General features: G+C 65.5%; 26 protein-coding genes. 13 read left to right on the top strand and 13 right to left on the bottom strand.

Features of this window, described 5'->3' with window-relative positions; all coding sequences use genetic code 11:
• Positions 1-20 precede the first annotated feature (20 nt).
• The 8 genes from AC2CQI_RS03430 to AC2CQI_RS03395 all read right to left on the bottom strand — a co-directional run bounded on the left by AC2CQI_RS03430 (position 21) and on the right by AC2CQI_RS03395 (position 10,876).
• Entirely contained in the window at positions 21-1,664 is a 1,644-nt protein-coding gene (locus tag AC2CQI_RS03430) for an acetolactate synthase large subunit (protein ID WP_075801903.1), read from the bottom strand.
• Positions 1,665-1,717: 53 nt separating this feature from the next.
• On the bottom strand, positions 1,718-2,443 hold the full coding sequence (locus AC2CQI_RS03425; protein WP_484579179.1) for a transporter substrate-binding domain-containing protein: 726 nt from the start codon (positions 2,441-2,443) through the stop codon (positions 1,718-1,720).
• Positions 2,444-2,566: 123 nt separating this feature from the next.
• The gene (locus AC2CQI_RS03420; RefSeq protein ID WP_484579178.1) at positions 2,567-3,820 is read right to left on the bottom strand and encodes an OprD family porin; all 1,254 of its coding nucleotides are present in this window, start codon (positions 3,818-3,820) and stop codon (positions 2,567-2,569) included.
• 194 nt (positions 3,821-4,014) lie between these two features.
• Positions 4,015-5,331: an MFS transporter gene (locus tag AC2CQI_RS03415; protein ID WP_484579177.1), complete on the bottom strand. Its 1,317-nt coding sequence runs from the start codon at positions 5,329-5,331 to the stop codon at positions 4,015-4,017.
• Between the two features lie 73 nt (positions 5,332-5,404).
• Positions 5,405-6,457: a lactonase family protein gene (locus AC2CQI_RS03410; protein ID WP_484579176.1), complete on the bottom strand. Its 1,053-nt coding sequence runs from the start codon at positions 6,455-6,457 to the stop codon at positions 5,405-5,407.
• Positions 6,458-6,594: 137 nt separating this feature from the next.
• A complete protein-coding gene (gene acnA / locus AC2CQI_RS03405) occupies positions 6,595-9,264 on the bottom strand; it encodes an aconitate hydratase AcnA (protein ID WP_484579175.1) in 2,670 nt (889 codons plus the stop codon).
• 150 nt (positions 9,265-9,414) lie between these two features.
• Complete coding sequence (locus AC2CQI_RS03400) at positions 9,415-10,305, bottom strand: LysR family transcriptional regulator (protein ID WP_484579174.1); 891 nt, start codon at positions 10,303-10,305, stop codon at positions 9,415-9,417.
• A 10-nt stretch (positions 10,306-10,315) separates the two neighbouring features.
• Positions 10,316-10,876 carry a TetR/AcrR family transcriptional regulator gene (locus AC2CQI_RS03395; RefSeq protein WP_484579173.1) on the bottom strand — a complete coding sequence of 187 codons (561 nt, stop codon included), beginning with the start codon at positions 10,874-10,876 and terminating at the stop codon, positions 10,316-10,318.
• Between the two features lie 141 nt (positions 10,877-11,017).
• Here AC2CQI_RS03395 and AC2CQI_RS03390 point away from each other — a divergent pair, with 141 nt between their 5' ends.
• The 3 genes from AC2CQI_RS03390 (at position 11,018) to AC2CQI_RS03380 (ending at position 13,291) form a co-directional block, all read left to right on the top strand.
• Positions 11,018-11,815, top strand: coding sequence for a crotonase/enoyl-CoA hydratase family protein (locus AC2CQI_RS03390; protein ID WP_484579172.1), 798 nt, complete (start codon positions 11,018-11,020; stop codon positions 11,813-11,815).
• 62 nt (positions 11,816-11,877) lie between these two features.
• Positions 11,878-12,732: an alpha/beta hydrolase family protein gene (locus AC2CQI_RS03385; protein WP_484579171.1), complete on the top strand. Its 855-nt coding sequence runs from the start codon at positions 11,878-11,880 to the stop codon at positions 12,730-12,732.
• 79 nt (positions 12,733-12,811) lie between these two features.
• Positions 12,812-13,291: an OsmC family protein gene (locus AC2CQI_RS03380; RefSeq protein ID WP_484579170.1), complete on the top strand. Its 480-nt coding sequence runs from the start codon at positions 12,812-12,814 to the stop codon at positions 13,289-13,291.
• 118 nt (positions 13,292-13,409) lie between these two features.
• On the opposite strand, the gene AC2CQI_RS03375 is transcribed toward AC2CQI_RS03380, so the two are convergent.
• Entirely contained in the window at positions 13,410-14,321 is a 912-nt protein-coding gene (locus AC2CQI_RS03375) for a LysR substrate-binding domain-containing protein (protein WP_075801913.1), read from the bottom strand.
• 198 nt (positions 14,322-14,519) lie between these two features.
• Here AC2CQI_RS03375 and AC2CQI_RS03370 point away from each other — a divergent pair, with 198 nt between their 5' ends.
• Both AC2CQI_RS03370 and cuyB read left to right on the top strand, forming a co-directional pair.
• A complete protein-coding gene (locus tag AC2CQI_RS03370; RefSeq protein ID WP_075801958.1) occupies positions 14,520-15,803 on the top strand; it encodes a dicarboxylate/amino acid:cation symporter in 1,284 nt (427 codons plus the stop codon).
• A 10-nt stretch (positions 15,804-15,813) separates the two neighbouring features.
• The gene (cuyB, locus tag AC2CQI_RS03365; RefSeq protein WP_075801914.1) at positions 15,814-17,256 is read left to right on the top strand and encodes a cysteate racemase; all 1,443 of its coding nucleotides are present in this window, start codon (positions 15,814-15,816) and stop codon (positions 17,254-17,256) included.
• Here the strand turns inward: cuyB and AC2CQI_RS03360 are convergent.
• Positions 17,253-17,957: a FadR/GntR family transcriptional regulator gene (locus AC2CQI_RS03360; RefSeq protein ID WP_484579169.1), complete on the bottom strand. Its 705-nt coding sequence runs from the start codon at positions 17,955-17,957 to the stop codon at positions 17,253-17,255. The genes cuyB and AC2CQI_RS03360 overlap by 4 nt on opposite strands.
• A 54-nt stretch (positions 17,958-18,011) precedes the next feature.
• Positions 18,012-18,227 carry a hypothetical protein gene (locus AC2CQI_RS03355; RefSeq protein ID WP_484579168.1) on the bottom strand — a complete coding sequence of 72 codons (216 nt, stop codon included), beginning with the start codon at positions 18,225-18,227 and terminating at the stop codon, positions 18,012-18,014.
• On the opposite strand from AC2CQI_RS03355, the gene AC2CQI_RS03350 reads away from it, so the two are divergent.
• From AC2CQI_RS03350 to AC2CQI_RS03335, 4 genes are read left to right on the top strand one after another with little or no spacing between them, the layout of a single operon-like run.
• Positions 18,226-19,005, top strand: a complete 780-nt coding sequence (locus AC2CQI_RS03350) for a transporter substrate-binding domain-containing protein (protein ID WP_075801917.1) — start codon at positions 18,226-18,228, stop codon at positions 19,003-19,005. The genes AC2CQI_RS03355 and AC2CQI_RS03350 overlap by 2 nt on opposite strands.
• Positions 19,006-19,015: 10 nt before the next feature.
• On the top strand, positions 19,016-19,681 hold the full coding sequence (locus AC2CQI_RS03345) for an amino acid ABC transporter permease (RefSeq protein ID WP_484579167.1): 666 nt from the start codon (positions 19,016-19,018) through the stop codon (positions 19,679-19,681).
• Complete coding sequence (locus AC2CQI_RS03340) at positions 19,678-20,328, top strand: amino acid ABC transporter permease (RefSeq protein WP_081430198.1); 651 nt, start codon at positions 19,678-19,680, stop codon at positions 20,326-20,328. The genes AC2CQI_RS03345 and AC2CQI_RS03340 overlap by 4 nt, the downstream gene beginning before the upstream one ends.
• The gene (locus tag AC2CQI_RS03335) at positions 20,315-21,043 is read left to right on the top strand and encodes an amino acid ABC transporter ATP-binding protein (RefSeq protein ID WP_075801920.1); all 729 of its coding nucleotides are present in this window, start codon (positions 20,315-20,317) and stop codon (positions 21,041-21,043) included. The genes AC2CQI_RS03340 and AC2CQI_RS03335 overlap by 14 nt, the downstream gene beginning before the upstream one ends.
• Positions 21,044-21,184: 141 nt before the next feature.
• Here AC2CQI_RS03335 and map read toward each other — a convergent pair whose 3' ends face one another.
• Entirely contained in the window at positions 21,185-21,952 is a 768-nt protein-coding gene (gene map / locus AC2CQI_RS03330; RefSeq protein WP_484579166.1) for a type I methionyl aminopeptidase, read from the bottom strand.
• Positions 21,949-22,203, bottom strand: coding sequence for a ParD-like family protein (locus AC2CQI_RS03325; protein WP_075801922.1), 255 nt, complete (start codon positions 22,201-22,203; stop codon positions 21,949-21,951). Before AC2CQI_RS03325 ends, map begins: the two co-directional genes overlap by 4 nt.
• A gap of 165 nt (positions 22,204-22,368) precedes the next feature.
• Between AC2CQI_RS03325 and AC2CQI_RS03320 the strand changes: the two genes are divergently transcribed.
• Genes AC2CQI_RS03320 through AC2CQI_RS03305 form a run of 4 tightly spaced genes read left to right on the top strand, consistent with a single transcriptional unit; the run spans position 22,369 to position 26,523 of the window.
• On the top strand, positions 22,369-22,986 hold the full coding sequence (locus tag AC2CQI_RS03320; RefSeq protein ID WP_075801923.1) for a CDP-alcohol phosphatidyltransferase family protein: 618 nt from the start codon (positions 22,369-22,371) through the stop codon (positions 22,984-22,986).
• An 11-nt stretch (positions 22,987-22,997) separates the two neighbouring features.
• Complete coding sequence (locus AC2CQI_RS03315; protein ID WP_484579165.1) at positions 22,998-24,752, top strand: bifunctional alpha/beta hydrolase/class I SAM-dependent methyltransferase; 1,755 nt, start codon at positions 22,998-23,000, stop codon at positions 24,750-24,752.
• Positions 24,752-26,071 carry a phosphatase PAP2/dual specificity phosphatase family protein gene (locus tag AC2CQI_RS03310; RefSeq protein WP_484579164.1) on the top strand — a complete coding sequence of 440 codons (1,320 nt, stop codon included), beginning with the start codon at positions 24,752-24,754 and terminating at the stop codon, positions 26,069-26,071. Before AC2CQI_RS03315 ends, AC2CQI_RS03310 begins: the two co-directional genes overlap by 1 nt.
• Positions 26,068-26,523: a hypothetical protein gene (locus AC2CQI_RS03305; RefSeq protein WP_484579163.1), complete on the top strand. Its 456-nt coding sequence runs from the start codon at positions 26,068-26,070 to the stop codon at positions 26,521-26,523. The genes AC2CQI_RS03310 and AC2CQI_RS03305 overlap by 4 nt, the downstream gene beginning before the upstream one ends.
• Positions 26,524-26,533 lie beyond the last annotated feature (10 nt).

Raw genomic sequence — 26,533 nt, 5'->3', positions numbered from 1 at the left:
CTCTTCAATCCCGAAGCGGCTTAAACGGCCAGGGCGCGCTCACGCAGTTCGGTATTGAGGATGCGATCGTTCTCGCTGTAGTCCACCGGCACGTCGATCACATGCACGCCCGGAGTCTTGATGCAGTGCTCCAGCAGCGGCAGCAGGCCTTCCGCGCTTTCCACCCGGTGACCATTGGCACCATAGGCCTCGGCGTATTTGACGAAGTCCGGGTTGCCGTAGTCCAGGCCGAAATCGGTGAAGCCCATGTTCGCCTGCTTCCAGCGGATCATGCCGTAGCCATCGTCACGCAGGATCACCACGGTGACGTGCATGTTCAGACGCACAGCCGTTTCCAGCTCCTGGCTGTTCATCATGAAGCCGCCATCGCCGCACACCGCGATCACCGGACGGTCCGGGTACACCAGGTGCGAAGCCATGGCCGACGGCAGGCCCGCGCCCATGGTCGCCAGGGCGTTGTCCAGCAGCACGGTGTTGGGCTTGTGCGCCTTGTAGTTACGGGCGAACCAGATCTTGTAGATGCCGTTGTCCAAAGCCACGATGCCTTCCGACGGCAGGGCGCGACGGATGTCGGCAACCAGGCGCTGCGGATAGACCGGGAAGCGGTCGTCGTCCTTGCCTTCGGCGATCTGTGCTTCGTTGGCTTCGCGAATCGCCATCAGGCGGGTGAAGTCCCAGTGCGACACATCGCCCAGGCCTTCGCCGATCTGCCACACGGCGTTGGCGATATCGCCGATCACTTCGATCTGCGGGAAGTACACGGCATCGACTTCAGCGGAGCGGAAGTTGATGTGGATGACTTCGGTGCCGCCACGGACCATGAAGAACGGCGGCTTCTCGATCACGTCGTGGCCGATGTTGATGATCAGGTCGGCCGCTTCGACGGCGCGGTGCACGAAGTCACCGGAGGACAGCGCGGCGTTGCCGAGGAAACGCGGGTTGCGCTCGTCCACTACGCCCTTGCCCAGCTGGGTGGTGACGAACGGGATGCCGGTCTTGTCGATCAGTTGCTCGAGGACCTTGGCGGTCATCTTGCGGTTGGCGCCGGCGCCGATCACCAGGATCGGGCTGCGGGCGGTACGCAGCTTGTCGATGGCGGCGTCGATCGCCACGTGCTCGGCCAGCGGGCGACGGTGCAGGCTTGGCGGGATCGGCAGGACGTCGGTCTGCTCGGCAGCGATGTCTTCCGGCAGCTCCAGGTGCACGGCGCCCGGCTTCTCTTCCTCGGCGAGGCGGAAGGCCTCACGCATGCGCGACGGGATGTTGTCGGCGGAAGCAAACTGGTGGGTGTACTTGGTGATGGGGTCCATCATTGCGCACACGTCGATGATCTGGAAGCGGCCCTGCTTGGACTTCTTGATCGGCTTCTGGCCGGTGATCATCAGCATCGGCATGCCGCCGAGGTAGGCGTAGGCACCGGCGGTGACCAGGTTGGTCGCGCCCGGGCCGAGGGTCGACAGGCTGACGCCGGTCTTGCCGGTCAGGCGGCCATAGGTGGCGGCCATGAAGCCGGCGGACTGTTCGTGGCGGGTCAGCACCAGCTTGATCTTCGACTTGCGCAGGGATTCCAGCAGGTCGAGGTTTTCCTCACCGGGAATGCCGAACACATACTCGACACCTTCGTTTTCCAGGCATTGCACAACGACATCGGCGGCCTTGGCCATCTTGCTTGCTACCTCAAATGGGATTGCAGGATCGGGGAAAAAAGGTTGAGCGGTCAGCGCGGGGCACTGACATCAGTCTGTCCGGTCGCCAGCAAAGCGGCACGGACGAAGTCTTGACGTAAGCAACGCTGGATAAAGTCACTTACAAAGACGGCGCCATTGTCGCACCTTTTCGGCACCGCCATGGCTTGACGAATGGCCGTAAATGCACCGTTCAGCACACGAAAGCGCGAATCGGCGGCGGCGACCTTCTCCAGCGGCTGACGCACACCGGCCGCCGCATCGAGGTTTTGCTCGATAAACAGGTCTACGGCGCCAGCCGAGGTGCCGGCCCGCTGCAGTTGTGCGTGTTGCAGGGTGCGGCTGAGATACAGGTCATAAGCGGCGCCCTCGCCGACTGCCAGGCGCAGGCCGGGCTGGTCGAGTTGTTCCACATGCTGGAACGGCGCGCCTTTTTTCACCAGGTAAGTGCCTTCGATCAACACGTAGGGGGCGCTGAAATGGATCTGCGCCTCGCGCACCGGTTCGATGGCGAGGAAGGCGACGGTCCAGGCGTTGTCCTCGAGGGCGGCGAAGACCTTGCCGGCGGCGTCGAAGGTGCGCATTTCCAGGGTGACACCGAGTTCTTCGGCGAGGGCCTTGGCCAGGGCCACGGAAACGCCCTGGGGCTCGCCGTCGGGGCCGCGCTGGGCGAGGACCGGGTTGCCGAAGTTGATGGCGGCGCGGAGGATGCCGTCGGGGGCGAGGTCGGCGAGGATGGCGGGGGTTACTGGGGTCATTGGTGTGTCTCCGGCATTGATGGGATCTCTAGGGCCCTATCGCTGGCAAGCCAGCTCCCACAGTGTCCGCGGCGCTGCTGAACCCTGTGGGAGCTGGCTTGCCAGCGATGAGGCCCGAAAGGCTTACCAGATCGGCAAGGTATAGGAAACGATCAGGCGGTTCTCGTCCGCACCACGGGCAAAGCTGGAACGATAGGCCGCATTGCGCCATTTGACCCCGACATTCTTCAAGGCCCCGGTCTGGAACACATACCCCACATCGGTGTTGCGCTCCCATTCCTGCCCGCCACCGGCCGCCGTCGCGGCATCGGCCTGGTCACCACGGACATAGCGGCTCATGAAGGTCAGCCCGGGAATCCCGATGGCGCTGAAGTCATAGTCATAACGCACCTGCCACGAACGCTCCCCCGGCTCGGCGAAGTCGTTGATCTGGATGTAGTTGGCCAGGTACGGGTCGGTGCCATTGACGAACGGCATCGAGGTCGAGCCGTTCATCTTCTGCAAACCGAGGCCAAAGGCATGGCCGCCGAGGCTGTAGGTGAACAGGCCGCTCAGCGCCCCGCTGTCGATACGCCCGCCACGGGCCGCGCCGGCATCGTCGCTGAGCATGTAGCGCAGGTCGCTTTTCAGCTTGCCCGGGCCCAGCGGCAAGGTGTGGACCAGGCCCAGGAAGTGCTGGCGGTAGACCTCTTCCAGCTCGGCGTACTGGTAGCTGAGGGTGAGCTGCTTGTTCAGCGCATAGTCGGCACCGCCGATCAGCAAGGCATCGCCATCGGCTGCGGCGCGGAAGCGGCGGTTCTTGTTGTTCAGGGTCAGGCCCACGGCATTGGTCGAGTCGCGGTCGGTCATGCGCTCGAAACGCGCGCCGGTGACGGTCAGGCCGTCGATTTCCTTGCTGGTCAGCAGGCCGCCGTCGAAGGTCTGCGGCAGGATGCGCCCGGTGTTGGCCTGCAGGGTCGGCAGCTTGGGAATCAGGGTGCCGTACTTCAGTTCGGTGTCCGATACACGGACCTTGGCGGTCAGGGCAACCCGGCCGAATTCGTCGGCGGCGCGGCCGTCATCGTGGGTCGGCAGCAGGCCGGTGCCGGTACGGTCAGGGCTGGAGTCGAGCTTGAGGCCGAGCATGGCCATGGCGTCCAGGCCGAAACCGACGGTGCCCTGGGTGTAGCCGGAACGCAGGTCGAGGATAAAGCCCTGGGCCCATTCCTCGCGCTTGTTCTGCCCGGCACCGTCGCGGAAGTCGCGGTTGAAGTAGTAGTTGGAGGTTTGCAGGCTGGCCTTGCTGTCTTCGATGAAACCGGCGGCGGTTGCGGTGCCGGTGGCCAGGCAGGGGGACAGGGTGAGCAGGGTTTTGATGATGTTCTTGTTGTTGTGCATCGGTGGGGTCCGTCTTTTTATAGGTATAGGGCGGCCGGGGCCCTCGGGATCGGGGCCAGGCGGAGAAATAGGGGTGAATGGATTTGGGCCTGCTTTGCAGGCCTTCGCGGGCAAGCCACGCTCCTACCTTGGAATGCGGTGCTCTTGTAGGAGCGTGGCTTGCCCGCGAAGGACCGCGCAGCGGTCCCCGACGATCAATGAGCCGAAGCAGGAACCGTCTGACCCGGCTCCTTGTTGCTGACCCGCATCAAGGCCGTCATCAGGAAGGCAATCGCCAGCAGCCCGCTGAGGAACAGCAACCCGGTCGCCGCACTCTGGCTACTGCCCTTCACCACGCCGATCATCGAAGGCCCGACGAAGCCGCCCAGGTTGCCGATCGAGTTGATCACCGCGATCGACACCGCCGCCGTGGTGCGGTCGAGGAACAGCGTAGGCAGCGCCCAGAACGGCGATTTGAAGCTGTACAAGCCGGACAGCGCGACACAGATCATCGCCATCGACAGCACCGGGCTACCCAGCATGCCCGCCCCCACCAGCCCCAGCGCCGCCACCAGCAGCGGGATCGCCGAGTGCAGCTTGCGCTCGTTGCGGCGGTCGGAACTGCGCGACCAGATGACCATGGCAATGGTCGCGACGATATACGGCAGCATGGCGATCAGGCCGATCTCGGTGTGGGTCAGGCTGGTGGAGAAGCCCTTGATGATCTGCGGCATCCAGTAGCCGACGCCGAGGCTGCCGCACTGGTAGACGAAGTAGATGAACGCCAGGTACAGCACCTTGGGGTTGGTCATGGTCTTCATGACTCCCAGACTCTTGACGTTCTTGCGGCTCTTGCGGTCGCGCTCAAGCTCGGCCAGCAGCCATTCCTTCTCCTCGGGCTTGAGCCATTTGGCCTGCTCCGGCTTGTCGGTGAGGAAGAAGTAGCAGGCGACGCCCAGCAGCACGGCAGGGATGCCTTCGAGGAACAGCATCCAGCGCCAGCCGCTCCAGTCGAACCACTTGACGTTGTCCATGATCCAGGTGGAAAGCGGCGCACCGATGATGTAGCTGACCGGGATCGCCGCGGTGAACAGGGCCACGGTGGTCGCCAGTTCCTTGGAGCGGAACCAGTAGGTCAGGTAGACGATGATCCCCGGGAAGAACCCGGCCTCGGCCACGCCCAGGAGGAAGCGCAGCACATAGAGCTGGTTGGCGGTCTGGGCGAAAGCCGTGCCGGCGGCGATCAGGCCCCAGGTCACCAGGATCCGCGCGATCCACACCCGCGCTCCGTATTTGTTGAGCATCACGTTGCTCGGCACTTCGAAGAGGAAGTAGCCGATGAAGAAGATCCCGGAAATGAAGCCGAAGGCCTCGCTGGTCAGGGCCAGTTCCTTGTTCATCTCCAGCGCGGCGTAGCCGATGTTGGCCCGGTCCAGGTAGGAAACGATGTACAGCAGGAACACAAAGGGGATGATCCGCCAGGTGATCTTGCGGACTATCGCGTGTTCATCAAGCGTCTTGTTGTTGTTCATGGCGACCTCGTGGAGGACAAGCTTGCGCCCGCCTCATGCATTTTTATAGTGACCGGGGCAAATCCCGGGTGGATCAGGCAGAAAAAACCAGGCACACCGGGCTGCCGGTGGCGATCGAGAAACCGCTGTCGTGTAGCTGCCCGCTGGCGGCGTCGACGGCCAGCGAGACGATGGAATCGCTGTCTTCGTTGAGCACGAAGAGGAAGCGCTGGTTGGGCGTCAGGGCGAAGAATCGCGGAGTGCGGCCCAGGCTCGGGGCGAATTCCACCGGGCTCAGGCAGCCGCTGGCGGTATCGATGGCGAACACTGCGATGCTGTCGTAGCCGCGGTTGGAGGCGTAGAGGAAACGCCCGTCGGCGCTGACCTCGATTTCCGCTGCGCGGCTGTTGCCGGTGTAGGTCGAGGGCAGGGACGGCAGTACCTGCACGGGGTCCAGCGCGCCGGTCAGAGGATCGAAGCGGTAGCTGGTGACGCTGGAGTCCAGTTCGTTGACGGCGAATACCAGTGGCGCGCTCGGGTGCACGGCGACATGACGCGGGCCCGAGCCTTCGCGGGTGGCGACGAAGCCCTGGGCGGTGGGGACCAGGCGGCCGTCCTCGAAGTGGAAGACGAAGATCCGGTCCAGGCCCTTGTCCGGCACCAGGACGAACCGGCCGCTGGGGTCGAACAGGTTGAAATGGGGTTTGGCGAACGGCTGTTCGATCCGGTGCGGGCCGGCGGGGCCGTGCAGGGCGACCAGTTGCACGAGTGCGCCGAGTGCGCCGTCGACTTCGATGGCCAGTACCGCGAGGGTGCCGCTCAGGTGGTTGGACACCACCAGGAAGCGCTCGCTCGGGTCCAGGGCCAGGTGCACCGGGTTCTTGCCTTCGCAGCTCTGACGGTTGAGGAAGGTCAGCTGGCCGCTGGACTTGTCGACGCTGAAGGCGCTGACTTCGCTACGGTCGCCGTGGACGCAGTAGAGACGGTCGCCGGCGCGGTTGAGGGCGAGGAAGGACGGGTTGACCAGGTCCTCGACGACCTGCACACGCTCAAGCCGGCCTTGCGCAGGGTCGACGGCGAAGACGCTGATGCCGTCGCCGCGGGCGTGGCGTTCGCGGGTGGTGCGGGAGCCGATGTAGGCAAACATGGGGGTTACTCCGGGATTCTTGTTGTGTTAACGAGGACCGCTTTGCGGTCCTTCGCGGGCAAGCCACGCTCCTACAGGCGACCGCGCTCTACCGTAGGAGCGTGGCTTGCCCGCGAAGGAGCGCGCAGCGCTCCCAATCAATCCTTGGTCCTGGCCACGACCTTGCGGATCACATAGGGCAGCACCCCGCCATTGCGCAGGTAGCGCACCTCCTGCAGCGAATCGATGCGCACCCCGACCTGCACCTCTTCCCGCTCGCCACCGGCCCGGCGAATCACCAGCAGCACCGGGTTGTCGCCGACCTGCAGATCATCCAGCCCGACAAAATCCAGGGTTTCACTACCGTCCAGCTTCAGGTCGTCCACCGACTGCCCGTCCCTGAACTGCAGCGGGATCACCCCCATGCCGATCAGGTTGCTGCGGTGGATCCGCTCGATGCTGCGCGCCACCACCGCCTTGACCCCGAGCAGGGCCTGGGCCTTGGCGGCCCAGTCGCGACTGGAACCGGCGCCATAGTTGCTCCCGGCGAACACCACCAGCGGGGTGCCGGCGTAGCTCTTGGCCGCCTCGTACAACGGCAGCACGTCAGCGCCATCCGCCGTGCGCACCCAGGCGCCCTGCCCCGGCTGCTCGGTCAGCAGGCGGTTGTGCACGGATTTGTTGGTGAAGGCGCCGCGCAACATGACTTCGTGGTTGCTGCGTCGGGTGGAGTACTGGTTGAGGTCCTGCGGATCCTCGCCGCGCTCCAGCAGCCATTGCCCGGCCAGGCTGTTGGCCGGAATTGCCCCGGCCGGGGAGATATGGTCAGTGGTGACGTTGTCGCCCAGCACCATCAGAGCCCGCGCCCCGGCAATCGCCAGGCTGTCGCGGGCCTCGGCCTGGATATCGGCGAGGTATTGCGGGCGGCGCAGGTAGGTGGACTGCGGGCTCCACGGGAACTGCACGCTGCCCTCGGCAGACAGCGCCTGCCAGTGATGGGTCCCGTCCCAGACGGTCGCCAGGCGCTGCTGGAAGTACTCCGGCCGTACTACACGCGCCACCTGCTCGGCGACATCGGCGTCCGCCGGCATCAGGTCATGCAGGTAGACCGGCTGGCCGTCGGCGTCTTCACCCAGGGCATCGCAGTTCAGGTCGATATCGATGCGCCCGGCAATGGCATAGGCCACGCACAGCGCTGGCGAAGCCAGATAGCCGGCAGGCACCTTCGGGTTGACCCGGCCTTCGAAGTTGCGGTTGCCGGACAACACCACCACACCCTTCAGGCCCTGCTCGGCGAAGTCCTCGACATGTTCTTCGAGCTTGCCGGAGTTGCCAATGCAGGTCATGCAGCCGAAACCGGCGAGATCGAAACCAAGGGCGGAAAAGTCTTCCAGCAACCCGGCCTCGGCCAGATAGTCGGCAACCACCCGCGAGCCCGGCGACAGCGAGGTCTTCACCCACGGCTTGCGTTGCAGCCCCAGTTCACGGGCTCGGCGGGCCAGCAGGCCGGCCTGGATCATCAGCGACGGGTTGGCGGTGTTGGTGCAACTGGTGATCGCCGACATCACCACGGCGCCATGGGAAATGGATTCGCCAAAGGACGGCTCGAAGAATTGCTGGGCCGCAGGACCGGCGATCAGCCCTTCCCCGCCCAGCACTTCCTGGCGGAACGAAGCACCGGCGGCGGACAACGATTGCCGCTGGTGCGGCTGGTGCGGGCCGGCGACGCTCGGTTCCAGGCTGGCCAGGTCCAGTTCGATCAGTTCGTCGAACTGCGGCTCCACCAGGTCGTCCTGGCGCCACAGCGGCTGGGCCTTCATATAGGCGACCACCTGGCGGCGCAGCGCCGGCGAACGGCCGCTCAGTTCCAGGTAATTCAGGGTCTCGTCATCGAACGGGAAGAACACCACCGTGGCGCCATACTCCGGCGCCATGTTCGACACCGTGCCCCGCGCCGCCCAGCCCAGGGTCGACAGACCGGGACCGGTGAACTCGACGAACTTGCCCACCACCGAACGCCGACGCAGGATCTCGGCCACATGCAGGGCCAGGTCGGTGGCGGTGACACCCGCACGCAATGCGTTGCTGACGCGGATACCGATCACCTCCGGGAAGCTGATCGGCACCGGCTCGCCGACCATCGCCGCCTGCCCTTCGAGGCCGCCGACGCCCCAGCCGAGCACGCCGATGGCATTGATCATCGGCGTATGGCTGTCGGTGGCGACCATATCGTCCGGGTGCAGCAGGCGCCGGCCATCGGCCGTGCGGCTTTCCCAGACCACCTTGGCCAGGGCTTCCATGTTCATCTGGTGGATGATCCCGGTGCCCGGTGGGATCACCCCGAAGTTGTCCAGGCTCTTTTGCGCCCACTTGATAAAGCGGTAGCGCTCGCTGTTACGGCGAAAATCGATATCGAGGTTCTGCTCCACCGCATCGGCCTCGGCGTAGCGCTCGACGATCACCGAGTGGTCGATGGTCAGCACCGCCGGGATCAGCGGGTTCATCGCCTGTGGATCGCCACCTAGCTCGGCGACCACGTCGCGCATCCCGGCGAAGTCGGCCAGGGCCGGCAGGCAGGTGGTGTCGTGGAACATCAGGCGGTTGGGCTGGAACGGCGCCTCGCAGGTCGGGCCCTGGCCGACGGCACGGGCCAGCACCGAGGGCAGGGCCTCGGGCGAGCAACGGGCGACGTTCTCCAGCAGGATGCGGATCGAGTACGGCAGGCGTTCGATCTGCGCCGCGTCCAGCAGCTTGTGCAGGTCGACGTAGGCGAAGTCCTGCTGGTCGATCACCAGGGTAGAAAGAAGGTCGCGGGCTGTCTCGGTCATGCTGCTCATCGCTCGGCTTTTTTATGGTGTTCACGGGCCGGGCAAAGCCGAGGCACCGTTGATGGGGCCGATACTAGGAGCAGTCAGGAGGGATGAAAATTGATCAATTGCCACTGCAGCGTTCTCCGTTGGAGAACGCTCGCAGGGTCATCAGCCTTCGCTGAGTTTCAGGTGGTCGATGAAGGTCCTGAGGGTGGCGGAGGCGGCGTCGTATTTGCGGAACGCCAGCAGCAGCGAGCGTTGCGCCCAGTCTTCGGCCAGCGGCACCGCCTTCAGCGAATGACTGCGCTGGTACTGGCTGACCACGCTGCGCGGCAGCACCGCCACGCCCAGACCGGCGGACACCAGACGGCACATGCAGTCGAAGCTGCTGATCCGGATGCGCAGGCGCAGGGCCATGCTGAGTTTTTCCGCCTCGCGGGTGAGCAGCATATGCACCGAGCTTTCAAGATGCGGGCCGACGAACTCGTGCTCCAGGGCATCACGGAACGGCACCGACTTGCGCTGGGCCAGGGCATGGCCGGCGGGGACCACCAGGGTCAGTTGGTCGTTGCGGTACGGCAGGGTTTCCAGGCCCTGGGCAGCGGTCTGCGAGGCGATGATGCCGAGGTCGGCGCGGCCGTCGGCCACCGCCCGCACCACCGCCGAACCGACCCGTTCCTCGATATCGAATTTGATCTGCGGGTACAGCTCGGCAAAGCCGGCCAGGTCCTGGGGGAGGAATTGCGACAGCGCCGAGGTGATGGCGTGGATGCGGATATGCCCCTTTACCCCGCTGGCGTAGTCGCCCAGTTCGGTGTCCAGTTGGGCCAGGGTCTGCTTGAGCTGGCGGGCGTAGAACAGCAGCGACTGCCCTGCCGGGGTCAACTCGACGCCGCGGGCATTGCGGATCAGCAAGGGCGAACCGATCTGCGCCTCCAGCTCGCTGATGCGCTTGCTGATGGCCGACACCGCCAGGTGCTTGATCCGCGCGGCGCGGGTCAGGTTGCGCTCCTGGGCGACGGTGATGAACAGGTCGAGGCTGGTCAGGTCGTAGCGCATGGGCGGGTCCTCATTCGGCCAGCAGGGCCAGGGCGCGGCGGGTGACCCGCTCGATCGGCGCCGGATCGTTGTAGATGCGCGCCAGGAGGATCGCGCCTTCGTAGTCGGCGACCATCTGCTGGCCCAGTTCCCTCGCCTGCTCGTCATCGGCGATCGGCTTGAAGAGCAAGGCGCAGGCCGCCGCCCAGTCATCGAAAAAGGCCCGCACCGGCGCCATCAGTTCCGGCTTGCCGTAGCTGGCGTCCACCGCCACCACGCCCATCAGGCAGCCGATGGCATCGCCCTGGAACAGGCGCATGGCGCGGCGGCCCATGGTTTCCAGGCGCTCGGCAGGGCTCAGGGCCTGGTCGGCGGTGATGGCGAACAGGCCCTCGGCCAGGCCCTTGTGGGTCCAGTCGAGGACATCGCGCAGCAGCGATTCCTTGTTCGGGTAGTGGTGATAGAAGGATGCCTTGGTCAGCCCGCAGGCGGCAGCCAGGGTATCCATGGTGGTGCCGTGATAACCCAGGCGCTTGAAGGTGCTGGCGCACTGGAACAGCAGGTCATCACGGGAAATCTTCGGCGGTCGCATGGCCGGGCGTCCTCTCGATCAAGGGCGGTGATTCTAGGGTATAAGCGCAGCCCGCTCAATTTGACGGTTACCGAACGTTTGTTTAGTTTCATCAAACCGAACAAACGGTCAGTAACCCTCAACGATGCAGGAGAGCGAGTGATGAGTGAAGCCAACAGTGGACCGGGGCGGGTAAGCCGCGAGCAGCGTGGACCTGTGTTTCTCATCGGCCTGGACCGGGCCGGCAAGCGCAACGCCTTCGACAGCGCCCTGCTTGGCGAGCTGTCCCTGGCGCTGGGCGAGTACGAAAGCAACGATGAGTTGCGTTGTGCCGTGGTGTTTGCCCATGGCGCGCATTTCACCGCCGGGCTGGACCTGATGGAACTGGCGCCAAAGCTGGCCTCGGGCGCGTTCGCCTATCCGCCGGGCGGGATCGATCCCTGGGGTGTCGGCGGCAGGCGGCGGCGCAAGCCGGTGGTGGTGGCCGTGAATGGCACCTGCTGGACAGCAGGGATCGAGCTGATGCTGAACGCCGATATCGTCGTCGCCGAACGGGATGCGCGCTTCGCCCATCTGGAAGTGCTGCGCGGGATCGCCCCCCTGGGTGGGTCCAGCGTGCGCTTTACGCGGGCGGCGGGCTGGAGCGACGCCATGCGTTACCTGCTGACCGGCGATGAGTTCGATGCGGCAGAAGCGCTGCGGATGAGGTTGGTGACCGAGGTGGTGGAGCCGGGTGAGGCATTGGCGCGCGCCCTCGAGTTCGCCGGGAAGATTGCCCTGGCGGCGCCGCTGGGGGTGCAGGCCACCTTGGAGTCGGCGTTTGCTGCGCAGGATGAGGGGGATGCCGCGGCGCTGGCATTGCTGGACGAACAGATGCTCAGGTTGATCCGCAGCGAAGATGCCCGGGAGGGGGTGATGGCGATGATGCAGAAGCGGGCTCCGGTCTTCAAAGGTCGCTGAACACTTACCGGCCTCATCGCGGCGATGAGGCCCTCGAACCCACCAAAGACGGAACGAAAACAGTGCAAATCCACCTGCCAGCCCGAGACGGCTACCCAATCACGGCCACCCGCTACGAGGCCAGCGGCACACCTCACGGCAACCTGCTCCTGGCTGGCGCCACCGGCGTGCAGCAGCGCTTCTACCGACGCTTCGCCGAGTACGCAGCACGCCGTGGCTTCAATGTGATGACCCTGGACTACCGCGGTGTCGGCCAATCCCGCCCGCCCTCGCTCAAGGGCTTCGAGATGTCCTACCTCGACTGGGCGTACCAGGACCTCGCCGCCGCTGTCGACCTGCTCGCCGCCGAAAACCTGCCCCTCTACTGGATCGGCCACTCCTTCGGCGGTCATGCCATCGGCCTGCTGCCCAACCACCGGCACCTGCGCGCCTGCTACAGCTTCGGCAGCGGCGCCGGCTGGGCGGGCTGGATGCCGCCCCTGGAAGCGATGAAAGTCAGGCTGTTATGGACCGCCATCCTGCCGCTGATCATCCGCGCCAGGGGCTACATGGCCTGGAGCCTGCTGGGCATGGGCGACGACTTGCCGCTGGGGGTCTATCGCGACTGGAAACGCTGGTGCCGCTACCCGCATTACTACTTCGACGATCCGGACATGCCGCATGTCCACGACGCCTACGCCAGCGTGCGCCTGCCCTGTGTCTTCGCCACCGCCACCGACGACCCCTGGGCCCCGCCGCGTTCACGGGATGCCTTCGTCAAGGCTTATCGCAATGCCGCCCTGACCCTGCCGGATATCCAGCCACAGGGCGAACGCAGCATCGGTCACATGGGTTATTTCCGCGAAGGCTCCGAAGCGCTGTGGGACGAGGCGCTGGACTGGCTGCTCAGCCATGCACCGATTGCAGTCGCGCAATGACTGCTGACCGGACTGCACGTTTCATTGCCCTGCGGTCAGGGCGTAGGCTGGACTTCCGCTCACTTTCAGGACGAAGCCCATGGCCGAGAAACAACACCACTACGCCGTCACTGTCACCTGGACCGGCAACCAGGGCACGGGGACGGCGTCCTACCGGGGCTACAGCCGCGACCATCTGATCCAGGGCGACGGCAAGCCGGCGATCGAAGGCTCGTCGGACCCGGCCTTCCGCGGCGATCCGGCGCGCTGGAATCCGGAGGAGTTGCTGCTGGCCTCGCTTTCAGCCTGCCACAAGCTCTGGTACCTGGGGCTGTGCGCCGAGGCCGGGATCGTGGTGCAGGCGTATGAAGACCGCGCGGAAGGCGAGATGGTCGAGGAAGCCAATGGCGCGGGGCAATTCACCTCGGTGACTTTGAGGCCGAAGGTGCCCCTGGCTGCGGGCGCGGACCTGGAGCAGGCGCGGACGCTGCACCGGTTGGCGCATCAGAAGTGCTTTATTGCGCGGTCGGTGAATTTTCCGGTGGAGCATGAGGTGGAGCTGGTGCTGCATCCATCTTGAAGCCACCGCAAAACCCTGTGGGAGCTGGCTTGCCAGCGATGAGGCCGGCCTGAGCAATGATGCTGTCAGATGGGGCCAAATCGCTGGCAAGCCAGCTCCCACAGGGTCCGTGGGACGCTCAGTCCCGCGAAACACCCTCCTCCAGCGACGTCCACAAACTGCGCAACGTCGGGTTCTGGTTGGCACTGGCCCGGTACGACCGAATCTCCAGCCGGGTACTCCACTCCTCCCCGCCAGCCCGCACCAGCCGGCCCTGCTCCAGCTCCTCGGCCACCGCACTCTGCGGCAGCCACGCCACCCCATGCCCGTCGATGGCCATGCGCATCAGCAGCATGGCCATGTCCGCCTCGTAACAGCGCTCCAGGGCACAGGCCGAAGGCCCGTTCTTGATCACGATATCCGCCACCCGCCCAAGAAAGGTCGTGGCGGTGTAGGCCAGGTGCGGCACCGGCCGCGCCGAGCTGCCCGGCAAGCGGTAGCGCGGCTTGCCCTGGGCATCCGGGGCGCACACCGGCAGGAACGGATCGTGCCCGAGGGTCAGGCTGCCGAAACGGCTGGCATCCATGAGGATCGGCGCCAGCGCGTGGTGATAGACGATCATCAGGTCGCAGCCACCCTCCTCCAGGGCGATCACTGCGTCATGGATATTCGCCGCCACCACCCGCGCATTGAAACGACCGTTGCGCTGCTGGAACTGGTCGAGCCAGCGCGGCAGGAAGGTCATCGACAGGCTGTGCCCGGCCGTGATGCGGATCGAACGCCCGGGCATCCGCTCCACCTCACGCAACGCCGAACGCAAGCGCAACAGGCCGGCCAGTGCCTCACGGCCTTCCTCGCAGAAGATCCGTCCTGCCGGGGTCAGTTGCACCGGATAGGTTCCCCGGTCCACCAGTTCCACTCCGACCCACTCCTCCAGCGAACGGATCCGCCGCGACAGCGCCGACTGGGTCACGCAGCGCACTTCCGCCGCCCGGGAAAAATTCTTCCATTCGGCGATCGCCAACAGATCGTCCAGCCATTTGATTTGCATGCCGCCACCTCGCTGCGAGACGCCAGTGTACTGCTGCCCCGCCTTGTCCCGTCAGGCGTTTCGCCAAACTATTCCAAAAGCGCATGAGCCCATCGGGATTACTCATCAAGCCCCTGGGGCGGCGTTCCTACAATCGCCGCCATGGGCCGGTACCCCACCGCCCTCGACCGACAGAACAACAACATCGAAGAGGCTTGCATGAACAACAATCGACTTCCGCGCCGCATCGGCTACGGCATCGTGCTCGGCGTGCTGATCGGCTGGGCCTGCCATCACTTCGCGGGAAGCGAACAGCAGGCGAAGGACATCGCCGCCTATTTCTCCATGGTCACCGACATCTTCCTGCGCCTGATCAAGATGATCATCGCGCCGCTGGTCTTCGCCACCCTGGTCGGCGGGATCGCCAGCCTGGGCAATTCGCGCTCGGTGGGGCGCATCGGCCTGCGTGCCATGCTCTGGTTCGTTACGGCCTCGGCGGTGTCCCTGGCGATCGGCATGGGCCTGGTCAACCTGTTCCAGCCCGGCGCCGGGTTGAACATGGATATCAGCCAGCACGCCACTGCACCGCTGGCGGTGAATACCGGCGACTTCAGCCTCAAGGTGTTCATCAGCCATGTGTTCCCGCGCAGCTTCGCCGAGGCCATGGCCAATAACGAAATCCTGCAGATCGTGGTCTTCTCGCTGTTCTTCGGCTTTGCCCTGGCCGCAGTCAAGCGTGCCGGCTACAACGGCATCGTCAACGCCGTGGACGAGCTGGCCAAGGTCATGTTCCGCATCACCGACTACGTGATGGCCTTCGCCCCGGTCGGCGTGTTCGCCGCCATGGCCTCGGCCATCACCGTGCAGGGCCTGGGCCTGCTGCTGGACTTCGGCAAGCTGATCGCCCAGTTCTACCTGGGTATCGGCCTGCTCTGGGTGGTGCTGTTCGGCGCCGGCTACCTGTTCCTCGGCCGCAGCGTGTTCCACCTCGGCAAGCTGATCCGCGAGCCGGTGCTTCTGGCCTTCTCCACTGCCAGCAGCGAGTCGGCCTACCCGAAGACCATGGAAGCCCTGGAGAAATTCGGTGCGCCGAAACGGGTGTCGAGCTTTGTCCTGCCCCTGGGCTACTCGTTCAACCTCGACGGTTCGATGATGTACCAGGCCTTCGCCATCATGTTCATCGCCCAGGCCTACAACATCGACCTGAGTTTTACCCAGCAACTGCTGATCCTGCTGACCCTGATGATCACCAGCAAGGGCATGGCCGGGGTGGCGCGGGCGTCGGTGGTGGTGGTCGCGGCGACCCTGCCGATGTTCAACCTGCCGGAAGCCGGGCTGCTGCTGATCCTCGGTATCGACCAGTTCCTCGATATGGCCCGCACCGCGACCAATGTGGTGGGCAACAGCATCGCCACGGCGGTGGTGGCCAAGGCCGAGGCCGGGCGGACCGAAGAAGAAGATCAACCCGAAGCCGCCCGTCCGTCCGCCGCCTCCGTTGCCTGAGAATCCCGTCATGACCAAGACCCCACGCAAGCTCGGCATCGTCGGCGGCCTCGGCTCCCTGGCCGGTGGCGACCTGTTCTACAAGCTGGTGCGCTCCCGCGCGGTGCTGGAGGACCAGGACCGCTATCACTTCCTGTTCGAACAGCATCCGTTTCGCGACCTGAAGCTGCCGCTGGATCGCGGGGCGAACATGAATGCGCGCAAGTTCTATGTGTTCCAGGTGTGTCGCTCGTTCGAGGCCAGCGGGGTGGATGCGGTGCTGCTGCCGTGTTTCGCCAGCCACAGCTTCCGCGCCGAGATTCAGGAGGAACTGGGCATCCCGGTGCTGGACATGCTCGATGCCCTGGCCGAACACCTGCAACGCAGCGTTGTGCCGGGGACCCCGCTCGGAGTGATCGCCTCGGACTTCGTGCGCCATTCCGGGTTGCTTGAGCGTTACCTAGGCGGGCGTTATCCGCTGGTCTATCCCTCCACCGCGGAGCAGGAGGCGCTGATGCAGGCCATGTACGGCACTGGCGGGGTCAAGGATGGTCATCTCGACGGCCTGCCGCTGGAAACGCTGTACCAGGTCTGCCTGTCCCTGCAGGCCAGCGGCGCGCAGGTGATGGTGCCGGGCATGACCGAACTGTCGCTGGTCTGCGCCGACCTGCAACGGCGCGGCATCGCCACCCTGGACATCAACGAGATCTACGCCGGCTTCGCCATCCGCGAGCCCGGCGAAGAGCGCCGGCCACCCTTCAAACTGGGCATCGTCGGTGGCGTGGGGCCGGCGGCGACCGTGGATTTCATGGGCAAGGTGGTGGCCAGCACCCCGGCGGGCAAGGACCAGGACCACCTGAAGATGGTGGTTGAGCAGAACCCGCAGATCCCCGACCGCACTGCCAACCTGCTGCACGCCGAGACCGATCCGACCCTGGCCCTCTACGCCACCTGCAAGCGCCTGGAAAGCGCCGGGGCCAATGCCATCGCCATTCCGTGCAACACCGCCCATGCCTTCGTCGAGCGGATCCAGGCACACCTGCGGGTGCCGATCGTCAATATGCTCGGCGAGACGGTCGAGCATATCCGTCGCACCCATGGTACGGACAAGGTGATCGGCTTGCTGGCCACCTCCGGCACGGTGCAAAGCCAGGTCTATCACCAGGCCGCCGCCCAGGCCGGGCTGCAACTGCTCGCACCGGGGCATGATTACCAGGCCATGGTGATGGAGGCGATCTACGGGGAACGGGGGATCAAGGCGGGGTTTACCGAAGGGATCTGCCGCGAGCAGTTGCTGGTGGCGGCGGAACACCTCTGCGACCTGGGGGCCGAGGTGCTGATCCTCGGCTGTACCGAGCTGCCGCTGGTGCTCGGTCATTGCGAGGGATTTGCGCTGGGGGAGCATCGGGTGGCGCTGGTGGATCCGACGCTGGTGCTGGCGCGGGCTTGCGTGAACCTGGCGCTGGAGACTTAAGCGGCAAATACGATCCCGCAACGGGCCGCGGCATTGCGGATATGTTCCTGCATGGCCTTCTGCGCTGCAGCGGGCGCGTGCCGGGCCAGGGCACGGAGGATCTTGCAGTGCTCCTGCCAGGTCTCCATGGCCCGCTCCGGACGAATGAACGGCAGCTTCTGGCTTTCGACGAAGATCGCCTCGCTGCTGGTGACGATATGCAGCATCGCCAGGTTGCCACCGGCTTCCAGCAGGCGCCGGTGGAAGGCGAAATCCAGCTGCGCCGCCGCCTCGAAGTTACCCGCCCGTAGCTCCACGCGCATGGCCTCGACATTCAGCTCCAGGGCATCCAGGTCGTCGGCGGTCAGGGCATTGGCGGCCTGGCCGGCAGCGAAGCCTTCCAGCACATAGCGCAACTGGAAGGTGTCCGCCGCACCGATCTGCGCGGCGAAAGGCCAGGCGAACCAGGGTGACTCAGCGCTCGGCGCAGGCTTCGCCGCCTGCACGAACACGCCCTTGCCCGGGTGCACGCTGACCACGCCCAACGCACTGAGGGACGACAATGCCTCGCGCAGGGACGCCCGGCTGACCCCAAGGCGCTCCGCCAGATCACGCTGCGAAGGCAAGGCATCACCGGCCTGGTAGCCGCCGTCGCGGATCAGTTGCTGGATGGCCTGTAGAGCCTGCTCCGGGACGGCGCTGCGGGTGGGAGTTTCGAACATGTGTTCAGACCAGTCGGAACGGAAGATGCGCTGTTTTACGTCCTTTCTCACCCATCACGCAAGTTTGGCCCCATCCTGGCGCAGGCCCGTGGCGCCTGCCTTTTCTCGGGGCATCTGCGCTTTCTCCGCCGTTGACTCGCCGCACAACTGTTCAGACCAGTAATACCGCGCAAGCACCGGCTTCCAGCGCATTTCCATGGTTTTTTCGCGAGCTGGCACGGCGGCTGCAATAGCCGGAAACACACCTTTCCGCTGCGAGGCACCGACCATGATTTCGTTCCGCAAACTCCTGCTGGCCACCCTCCTCTGCGGCAGCGCCCTCAGCGCCCAGGCCGATGTGCTCGGCGATATCACCCAGCGCGGCGTGCTCAAGGTCGCCGTGCCCCAGGACTTCCCGCCCTTCGGCTCGGTCGGCCCGGACCTCAAGCCCCGCGGCCTGGATATCGACACCGCGCAACTGCTGGCCGACAAGCTCGGGGTGAAACTGGCCCTGACCCCGGTCAACAGCACCAACCGCATTCCCTTCCTCACCACCGGCAAGGTCGACCTGGTGATCTCCAGCCTCGGCAAGAACCCCGAGCGCGAGAAAGTGGTGGACTTCTCCCTGCCCTACGCGCCCTTCTACCTCGGTGTGTTCGGCCCCGAAGGCAGCAGCGTCGACAACGTCCAGGCCCTGGCCGGCAAGACCATCAGCGTGACCCGCGGCGCCATCGAGGACATGGAACTCAGCGCCGTGGCCCCGCAAGGCGCCACCATCAAGCGCTTCGAGGACAACAACTCGACCATCGCCGCCTACCTCTCCGGCCAGGTCGACCTGATCGCCAGCGGCAGCGTGGTGATGTCGGCGATCGCCGAGAAAAATCCGAAAAAGGTCCCGGTGCTCAAGGTCAAGCTCAAAGACTCGCCGGTCTACGTCGGCATGAGCAAGGAGCAGCCGGCGCTGCGCGACAAGGTCAACGCCATCCTCGCCGAAGCCCGCAGCAACGGCAGCCTCAACGCCAATGCCGAGAAATGGCTGAAGCAGCCGCTGCCTGCCGACTTCCAGTGAGCCTGTACGCATGGCCTATCAATTCGATTTCGCTGCGGTGCTGGCCCAGGGTGACCTGCTGCTCAAGGGCGCGCTGTTCACCCTGGAGCTGACCCTGATCGGCACCGTGGTCGGGGTGGCCGTGGGCATTCTTGGCGCGGTGGTCCGCGCCTGGCAGTTGCGGCCGTTCAACTGGCTGTTCGGGGTGTACGTGGAGCTGATCCGCAACACGCCGTTCATCGTCCAGCTGTTCTTCATCTTTTTCGGCCTGCCGGCCCTGGGCCTGCGCATGACGGAATGGCAGGCGGCGGTGCTGGCCATGGTGATCAACCTCGGCGCCTACTCCACCGAGATCATCCGCGCCGGCATTCAGGCGATCCCCCGCGGGCAACTGGAAGCCGCCTCGGCCCTGGCCCTGAGCCGCGCCGAGACCTTCCGCCACGTGATCCTGCGCCCGGCCCTGGCGCGGGTCTGGCCGGCGCTGTCGAGCCAGATCGTGATCGTCATGCTGGGCTCGGCGGTGTGTTCGCAGATCGCCACCGAAGAGCTGTCGTTCGCCGCCAACTTCATCCAGTCGCGCAACTTCCGCGCCTTCGAAACCTATCTCCTGACCACCCTGGTGTATCTGCTGATGGCCATTGCCGTGCGCCAGTTCCTGAACCTGCTGGGCCGGCGCCTGATTACGAGGAGGGGCTGATGGATTTCACCTTGTGGGACATCGTCCGCAACCTGCTGGTCGGCCTGCAGTGGACCCTGCTGCTGTCGCTGGTGGCCTTCGTCTGCGGCGGCCTCGGCGGCTTGCTGATGCTGCTGGCACGGACCTCGGAAAACGCCAGCCTGCGCGTGCTTGCGCGTTGCTATATCGAGCTGTTCCAGGGCACGCCGCTGCTGATGCAGCTGTTCATGGTGTTCTTCGGCATCGCCCTGTTCGGCATCGACGTCTCGGCCTGGATGGCCGCGGCGATCGCCCTGACCCTGTTCACCAGCGCCTTTCTCGCCGAGATCTGGCGCGGCTGCGTCGAATCGATTCCGCGCGGGCAGTGGGAAGCCGGGTCGAGCCTGGCGCTGAACCGCTATGAACAGCTGCGCCATGTGATCCTGCCGCAAGCCTTGCGCATTGCCATTGCGCCGACCGTGGGCTTCTCGGTGCAGGTGGTCAAGGGCACGGCGGTGACCTCGATCATCGGCTTCACCGAGCTGACCAAGACCGGCGGCATGCTGGCCAATGCCACCTTCGAACCCTTCCTGATCTACGGCCTGGTTGCCCTGGGCTATTTCATCCTGTGTTTTCCATTGTCCCTGGGTGCGCGTTACCTGGAGAGGAGGCTGCATGCCGCTGGTTAGAGTGTCCGCGTTGCACAAGTACTACGGGGACAACCACGTCCTCAAGGGCGTCGACCTGAGCATCGAACAGGGCGAGGTGGTGGCGATCATCGGCCGCAGTGGCTCGGGCAAAAGCACCCTGCTACGCACCCTGAACGGCCTGGAGTCGATCAATGACGGGGTGATCGAAGTGGACGGCGAATACCTCGACGCCGCCCGCGCCGACCTGCGTTCGTTGCGGCAGAAGGTCGGGATGATCTTCCAGCAGTTCAACCTGTTCCCGCACCTGAGCATCGGCGAGAACGTCATGCTCGCCCCGCAACTGGTGAAGAAAACGCCCAAGGCCGAGGCCCGCGACTTGGCGCAGCGCATGCTGGAGCGGGTGGGCCTGGGCAATCGTTTCGACGCCTTCCCCGACCAGCTTTCCGGCGGTCAGCAACAGCGCGTGGCCATCGCCCGGGCCCTGGCGATGTCGCCGAAGGTGCTGCTGTGCGACGAGATCACCTCGGCGCTGGACCCGGAACTGGTCAATGAAGTGCTGGCGGTGGTGCGGGAATTGGCCCGGGAAGGCATGACCCTGGTGATGGTCACCCATGAAATGCGCTTTGCCCGGGAGGTGGGCGACAAGCTGGTGTTCATGCACCAGGGCAAGGTGCATGAGATGGGCGATCCGAAGGTGCTGTTCGATGCCCCGCAGACGCCGGAGCTGGCGAATTTCATTGGGAGTGTTGCCTGAGGAGTTGCGGTGCTGTCGTAGGAGCGTGGCTTGCCCGCGAAGGACCGTGCAGCGGTCCCAAATGCTCACTGACTTCACCATTTTGGGACCGCTACGCGGTCCTTCGCGGGCAAGCCACGCTCCTACAGGGTGGTACGCAAACTAGCGGTCCTCAGGCCAAGTGGTGAGAACCTCGAACCCATCGCTGGTCACCACCACCATATGCTCCCACTGCGCCGACAATGAATTGTCCTTGGTGACCACCGTCCACTGGTCCGCCAGGGTCTGGGTCTGGCGCTTGCCGTAGTTGAGCATCGGCTCGATGGTGAAGATCATCCCTTCCTTCAGGCGCATGCCATAACCGCGCTGGCCGAAGTGCAGGATCTGCGGCTCGCCGTGATACACCCGGCCAATCCCGTGCCCGCAATACTCACGGACCACGCTGAACCCGGCACCCTCGCCCACCGCCTGGATGGCATGCCCGATATCGCCCAGGGTCGCCCCCGGCCGCACCACGCGAATGCCCGCCCACATGGCCTCGAAGGTCACGTCGATCAGGCGCTGCGCCTCGGCGCTGACCTTGCCCACGGTGTACATGCGGCTGGTATCGCCATACCAGCCATCCTTGATCACCGCGGTGTCGATATTGACGATATCGCCATCCTTCAGCACCCGCGCCGAGGGGATGCCGTGGCACACCACCTCGTTGACCGAGATGCAGATGGTCTTGGGGAAGCCGTGGTAACCGACGTTGGCCGGAATGGCCTTCTGCACGTTGACGATGTAGTCGTGGCAGATGCGGTCCAGTTCATCGGTGCTGACCCCCGGCTGGACATAAGGCGCGATCATCGCCAGGACATCGGCGGTCAGTTCGGCGGCAACCCGCGACTGGGCGATCTGCTCGGGGGTATGCAGGGTGATGTTTCTCAATGCTGGGCCTCCATGGCGCGGGCAGTCGAAGTGCCGTCGAGGGCGCAGACCTGCTTGATGTCGAGGCCGCCCTGCTGTTCGGCCTGGATCAGCAGGCGGCAGATTTCGTTGTGGTTCAGGTCGGGGTGCAGCTCGGCGAGCATGCCGATACGCATCCAGTGCTCGGCCTGGGCATTGATGGAACGGCTCAGGGCACTACTGGCGATGCGAAGACTCTCATGCATGTTTTCCGAGATCTTTACGATACCCATGGAAAATTCCTATATGAAACGCAGACGATTCGTATATTAACCGAAAATTTGCGCTGGGTAACATTTCCCGACTGAAGCCCTGTACGGCGCTTCGCTGGAAAAGCACAGTTTCGCGCTTACGCTTTATCCATGGCTTTCTCCCGCACACCACTCAAGGACGTCCCGGTGCCCTCGATCTACCAGCTCAAACCCCGCTTCCAGGCGCTGCTGCGCCCCGGCGTCACCCGCCTTTACCAACGCGGCATCACCGCCAACCAGGTGACCCTCGCCGCCGCGCTCGCCTCCGTGCTGCTTGGCCTGCTGCTGGCCTGGGGCGCCCAACATGCCTGGCTGTTCGCGCTGTTGCCGCTGTGGATGCTGCTGCGCATGGCCCTCAACGCCGTGGACGGCATGCTCGCCCGGGAGTTCGGCCAGCAATCGCGCCTGGGCGCCTACCTCAACGAACTGTGCGACGTGATCGCCGATACCGCGCTGTACCTGCCCTTCGCCCTGCTGCCCGGCGTATCGCCGCTGCTGGTGGTGCTGGTGGTGGTGGCCGCGCTGGTCAGCGAATACGCCGGAGTCATGGGACCGCTGGCCGGCGCTTCGCGGCGTTATGACGGGCCCATGGGCAAGAGCGACCGGGCCTTCGTCTTCGGTGCCCTGGGCCTGGGCGTGGCCTTCGCCCTCCCGGCCGCCTGGGTCAACGGCGTACTGCTGGTGGTCCTGTTGCTGAGCCTGTTCACCCTCTATAACCGGGTTCGCCACGGTCTGGCCGAAACCGCTGAATTCCCTGCCGGATAAGGATCTGCCCCATGCGCCAGGCGCACTCATCGCATTTCACCACCCACGACGGCGTCGAGCTGTTCTACCGCCACTGGCCGGCCCAACGCGAGCCGGGCCAGGACCGGAAAGCCGTGGTCATGTTCCATCGCGGCCACGAACACGGCGGGCGCATGGCCCACCTGGTCGACGAACTGGACCTGCCCGATCACGATTTCTTCGCCTGGGATGCCCGTGGTCACGGCCAGTCCCCCGGCACCCGCGGCGACAGCCCGGGCTTCGCCCACAGCGTGCGCGACGTGCAGACCTTCATCGATCACATCGGCGAACAGCATGGCATCGCGCAACCGCAGATCGCCGTCCTCGCCCAGAGCGTCGGCGCCGTGCTGGTGGCGACCTGGGCCCATGACTATGCGCCCAGGGTGCGCTGCCTGGTACTGGCCTCGCCGGCCTTCGACATCAAGCTCTACGTGCCCTTCGCCCGTCCCGGCCTCAAGGCCCTGCGCGCCTGGCGCGGGAATTTCTTCGTCAACAGCTACGTCAAGCCGCAACTGCTCACCCATGATCCGGAGCGGGTCATGAGCTACCGCAGCGACCCGCTGATCACCCGGCCGATCTCGGTGAACATGCTGCTCGGCCTGTACGACGCCGCCGACCGCGTGGTGGCCGATGCCCAGGCGATCCAGATCCCCACGCAACTGCTGATCTCCGGGGCCGACGTGGTGGTCCGGCGCAAGCCGCAGGAAGACTTCTTCGACCGCCTCGGCACCCTGCACAAGGAAAAGCACATCCTCCCCGGCTTCTTCCACGACACCCTCGGCGAGCGCGATCGCGGCCATGCCCTGGCGCGGATCCGGCGCTTCGTCCTCAACTGCTTCGAACAACCCTCGACCCGCCCCTCCCTGCTCGACGCCGACAAGCAGGGCGCCAGTTGCGCCGAGGCCGAGAGCCTGGCCGCGCCGCTGCCGAAGTACTCGCCGCGCAACCTCTACTGGCAGGCCACCCGTGCCTCGCTGCGCCTGGGCAAGGGCCTGTCCGAAGGGATCAAGCTCGGTTTCGACACCGGCTTCGATTCCGGCAGCACCCTCGACTATGTCTACCGCAACACCCCCACCGGCAAAGGCCGCCTGGGCGAGTTGGTGGACCGCAACTACATCGATGCCATCGGCTGGCGCGGCATCCGCCAGCGCAAGCTGCATGCCGAGGAACTGCTGCGCCTGGCCATCGCCCGCCTGCGCGAACAGGGGCGCCCGGTGCATATCGTCGACATCGCCGCCGGCCACGGCCGCTACATCCTCGAAGCCCTCGAAGGCCTGGAGCAGCGCCCCGACTCGATCCTCCTGCGCGACTACAGCGAGCTGAACGTCAGCCAGGGCAGCGCGCTGATCGCGGAAAAAGGCCTGGGCGATATCGCCCGCTTCGTGCGGGGTGATGCCTTCGACCGCGCCTCCCTGGCGGCCCTCGATCCGCGACCGAGCGTGGCGGTGGTGTCCGGGTTGTACGAGCTGTTCCCCGACAACGACCTGATCCGCGCCTCCCTCGGCGGCCTGGCCGATGCGGTCGAAGACGGCGGCTATCTGGTCTACACCGGCCAGCCCTGGCACCCGCAGCTGGAGATGATCGCCCGCGCCCTGACCAGTCACCGCGACGGCCAGCCGTGGGTGATGCGCCGGCGCAGCCAGGCGGAGATGGACCAGTTGGTCGAGGCTGCCGGCTTCCGCAAGCTGGAACAGCGGATCGATGAATGGGGCATCTTCAGCGTCAGCCTGGCCCGGCGGGTACGCTGATGCAGGTACCGCGCGAACCGGGGCTGATCAAGCGTGGAGTGCTCTGGCTACTGTTGCTCGGCCCGCTGTTCTTCCTCAGCTATGGCCTGAGCAACAGCTTCACCGCCGGGCGCGATGACGTCGGCACGCTGGTCTTCGACTGGGAACGCAAGATTCCCCTGTGGTCATGGAGCATCGTGCCGTACTGGTCCATCGACCTGCTCTACGGCCTGTCCTTCCTGCTCCCGCGCACTCGCCGGGAAATGGACCTGCACGCCCTGCGCCTGCTCAGCGCCCAGTTGATCTGCGTGGCCTGCTTCCTGCTCTGGCCGCTGCGCTTCACCTTCGAGCGGCCGGAACTGGACGGTGTGTTCGGCTGGCTGTTCGATGTGCTGATGGGCTTCGACAAGCCCTACAACCAGGCGCCGTCCCTGCATATCGCCCTGCTGGTGATCATCTGGGCCATGTTCGCCCGCTACACCCGCGGCCCCTGGCTGCGCGGGCTGATGCATGGCTGGATGGCGCTGATCGGGGTGTCGGTGCTGACCACCTGGCAGCACCATTTCATCGACCTGCCCACCGGTGCCCTGGCCGGTTTCCTGTGCCTGTGGCTGTGGCCCCGGGAAGGTGCCTTGCCGCTACGAGGGGCAGGCCGGCAACCGTCGGCGCGGCGCCTTGACCTGGCGACCCGCTACGGCGTGGGGGCCGGGCTGCTCGCGGCCCTGGCGTTCACCCTGGCGGGGGCCTGGCTGTGGCTGCTGTGGCCCGGCGTGGCGCTGCTGATGGTGGCGCTGAACTACGCCGTGTTCGGCGCTGCCGGTTTCCAGAAGCGTGCCGATGGCAGCCTGTCCTGTGCGGTCCGCTGGTTGCTGGCGCCCTATCTGGCAGCGGCCTGGATCAATTCGCGAGTGTGGACCCGCCGTCACCCCCAGGCCGATGAAGTCTGCGACGGCGTGTGGCTCGGACGCCTGCCGGCACGGGGCGAGGCCACGACCTTCACGGGGGTGCTCGACCTCTGCGCCGAATTGCCGATGAAGGCCGGCCCCGGCCAACACTACTGCAGCCTGCCCTGCCTTGACCTGGTGGCCCTGGATGCCGAACGTTGCCGCGAGGCCGCCGCGACGATCGAAGCTCTGCGCGGCCACGGTCCGTTGCTGGTCTGCTGCGCCCTCGGCTATTCCCGCAGCGCCAGCGCGGTGGCGGCCTGGCTGGTGCTGAGCGGGCGCTGCAAGGATGTCGATGACGCCGAAGCGCTGATCCGCAAGGCCCGCCCCGGCGTGGTGCTGTACCCGGCCCACCGCCGCATGCTGGAACAATTGCCCCCCGGAGCCCGTCCATGAGCGAAGAACCGCAACTGGCCCTGACCGCGCGCCTGCTGGAGCGCGGCCGGCAGATCGAGCGGCTGTCCGACCGCATCAGCCTGCTGGCCCTGGGCATTGGCCTGGCGCCATTGTTGGTCGCTGTGCGCCACCCAGGCCTGACCGCTATGCTCTGCGCCCTGCTGCTGATCTTCGGCCTGGCGCAGAAGTACCACGCCCTGCGCGTGGCCCTGGATGCCGAACTGATCGCGGCCCTGGCCAACGATGCCGGGCGCCTCAGCAGCCGCACCCGCGCCCTCGACCAGGCCCTGTATGAACTGGGCCTGAAACGCGGGGCGCATGAGCGCGACTGGCTGGCCCGCTGTCGCGGCGCCTTGCGCCTGCTGCGCTGGCAGGGCATCTGTTTCGTTGTACAAATGTTATTGGCGTTGTCGGGGCTGCTGATCCTGCCCTGGCTTCCACTGGCTGCATAAAGGACGCACC

This window comes from Pseudomonas sp. P2S-1 (assembly GCF_057197725.1).
The sequence above is the reverse complement of the archived record's forward strand: the minus strand, read 5'-3'. Positions and strand labels throughout refer to the sequence as shown.

What these genes read in the sequence shown, in the direction of transcription:
- AC2CQI_RS03375 (WP_075801913.1), bottom strand. Translation starts at nt 14,321, where the DNA reads ATGCAAATCAAATGGCTGGACGATCTGTTGGCGATCGCCGAATGGAAG.
- AC2CQI_RS03360 (WP_484579169.1), bottom strand. Translation starts at nt 17,957, where the DNA reads ATGTTCGAAACTCCCACCCGCAGCGCCGTCCCGGAGCAGGCTCTACAG.
- AC2CQI_RS03410 (WP_484579176.1), bottom strand. Translation starts at nt 6,457, where the DNA reads ATGTTTGCCTACATCGGCTCCCGCACCACCCGCGAACGCCACGCCCGC.
- AC2CQI_RS03390 (WP_484579172.1), top strand. Translation starts at nt 11,018, where the DNA reads ATGAGTGAAGCCAACAGTGGACCGGGGCGGGTAAGCCGCGAGCAGCGT.
- AC2CQI_RS03420 (WP_484579178.1), bottom strand. Translation starts at nt 3,820, where the DNA reads ATGCACAACAACAAGAACATCATCAAAACCCTGCTCACCCTGTCCCCC.
- AC2CQI_RS03355 (WP_484579168.1), bottom strand. Translation starts at nt 18,227, where the DNA reads ATGGTCGGTGCCTCGCAGCGGAAAGGTGTGTTTCCGGCTATTGCAGCC.
- AC2CQI_RS03345 (WP_484579167.1), top strand. Translation starts at nt 19,016, where the DNA reads ATGGCCTATCAATTCGATTTCGCTGCGGTGCTGGCCCAGGGTGACCTG.
- cuyB (WP_075801914.1), top strand. Translation starts at nt 15,814, where the DNA reads ATGACCAAGACCCCACGCAAGCTCGGCATCGTCGGCGGCCTCGGCTCC.
- AC2CQI_RS03380 (WP_484579170.1), top strand. Translation starts at nt 12,812, where the DNA reads ATGGCCGAGAAACAACACCACTACGCCGTCACTGTCACCTGGACCGGC.
- AC2CQI_RS03430 (WP_075801903.1), bottom strand. Translation starts at nt 1,664, where the DNA reads ATGGCCAAGGCCGCCGATGTCGTTGTGCAATGCCTGGAAAACGAAGGT.
- AC2CQI_RS03315 (WP_484579165.1), top strand. Translation starts at nt 22,998, where the DNA reads ATGCGCCAGGCGCACTCATCGCATTTCACCACCCACGACGGCGTCGAG.
- AC2CQI_RS03395 (WP_484579173.1), bottom strand. Translation starts at nt 10,876, where the DNA reads ATGCGACCGCCGAAGATTTCCCGTGATGACCTGCTGTTCCAGTGCGCC.
- AC2CQI_RS03425 (WP_484579179.1), bottom strand. Translation starts at nt 2,443, where the DNA reads ATGACCCCAGTAACCCCCGCCATCCTCGCCGACCTCGCCCCCGACGGC.
- AC2CQI_RS03325 (WP_075801922.1), bottom strand. Translation starts at nt 22,203, where the DNA reads ATGGGTATCGTAAAGATCTCGGAAAACATGCATGAGAGTCTTCGCATC.
- AC2CQI_RS03370 (WP_075801958.1), top strand. Translation starts at nt 14,520, where the DNA reads ATGAACAACAATCGACTTCCGCGCCGCATCGGCTACGGCATCGTGCTC.
- AC2CQI_RS03400 (WP_484579174.1), bottom strand. Translation starts at nt 10,305, where the DNA reads ATGCGCTACGACCTGACCAGCCTCGACCTGTTCATCACCGTCGCCCAG.
- AC2CQI_RS03415 (WP_484579177.1), bottom strand. Translation starts at nt 5,331, where the DNA reads ATGAACAACAACAAGACGCTTGATGAACACGCGATAGTCCGCAAGATC.
- AC2CQI_RS03350 (WP_075801917.1), top strand. Translation starts at nt 18,226, where the DNA reads ATGATTTCGTTCCGCAAACTCCTGCTGGCCACCCTCCTCTGCGGCAGC.
- AC2CQI_RS03305 (WP_484579163.1), top strand. Translation starts at nt 26,068, where the DNA reads ATGAGCGAAGAACCGCAACTGGCCCTGACCGCGCGCCTGCTGGAGCGC.
- AC2CQI_RS03310 (WP_484579164.1), top strand. Translation starts at nt 24,752, where the DNA reads ATGCAGGTACCGCGCGAACCGGGGCTGATCAAGCGTGGAGTGCTCTGG.
- AC2CQI_RS03335 (WP_075801920.1), top strand. Translation starts at nt 20,315, where the DNA reads ATGCCGCTGGTTAGAGTGTCCGCGTTGCACAAGTACTACGGGGACAAC.
- acnA (WP_484579175.1), bottom strand. Translation starts at nt 9,264, where the DNA reads ATGACCGAGACAGCCCGCGACCTTCTTTCTACCCTGGTGATCGACCAG.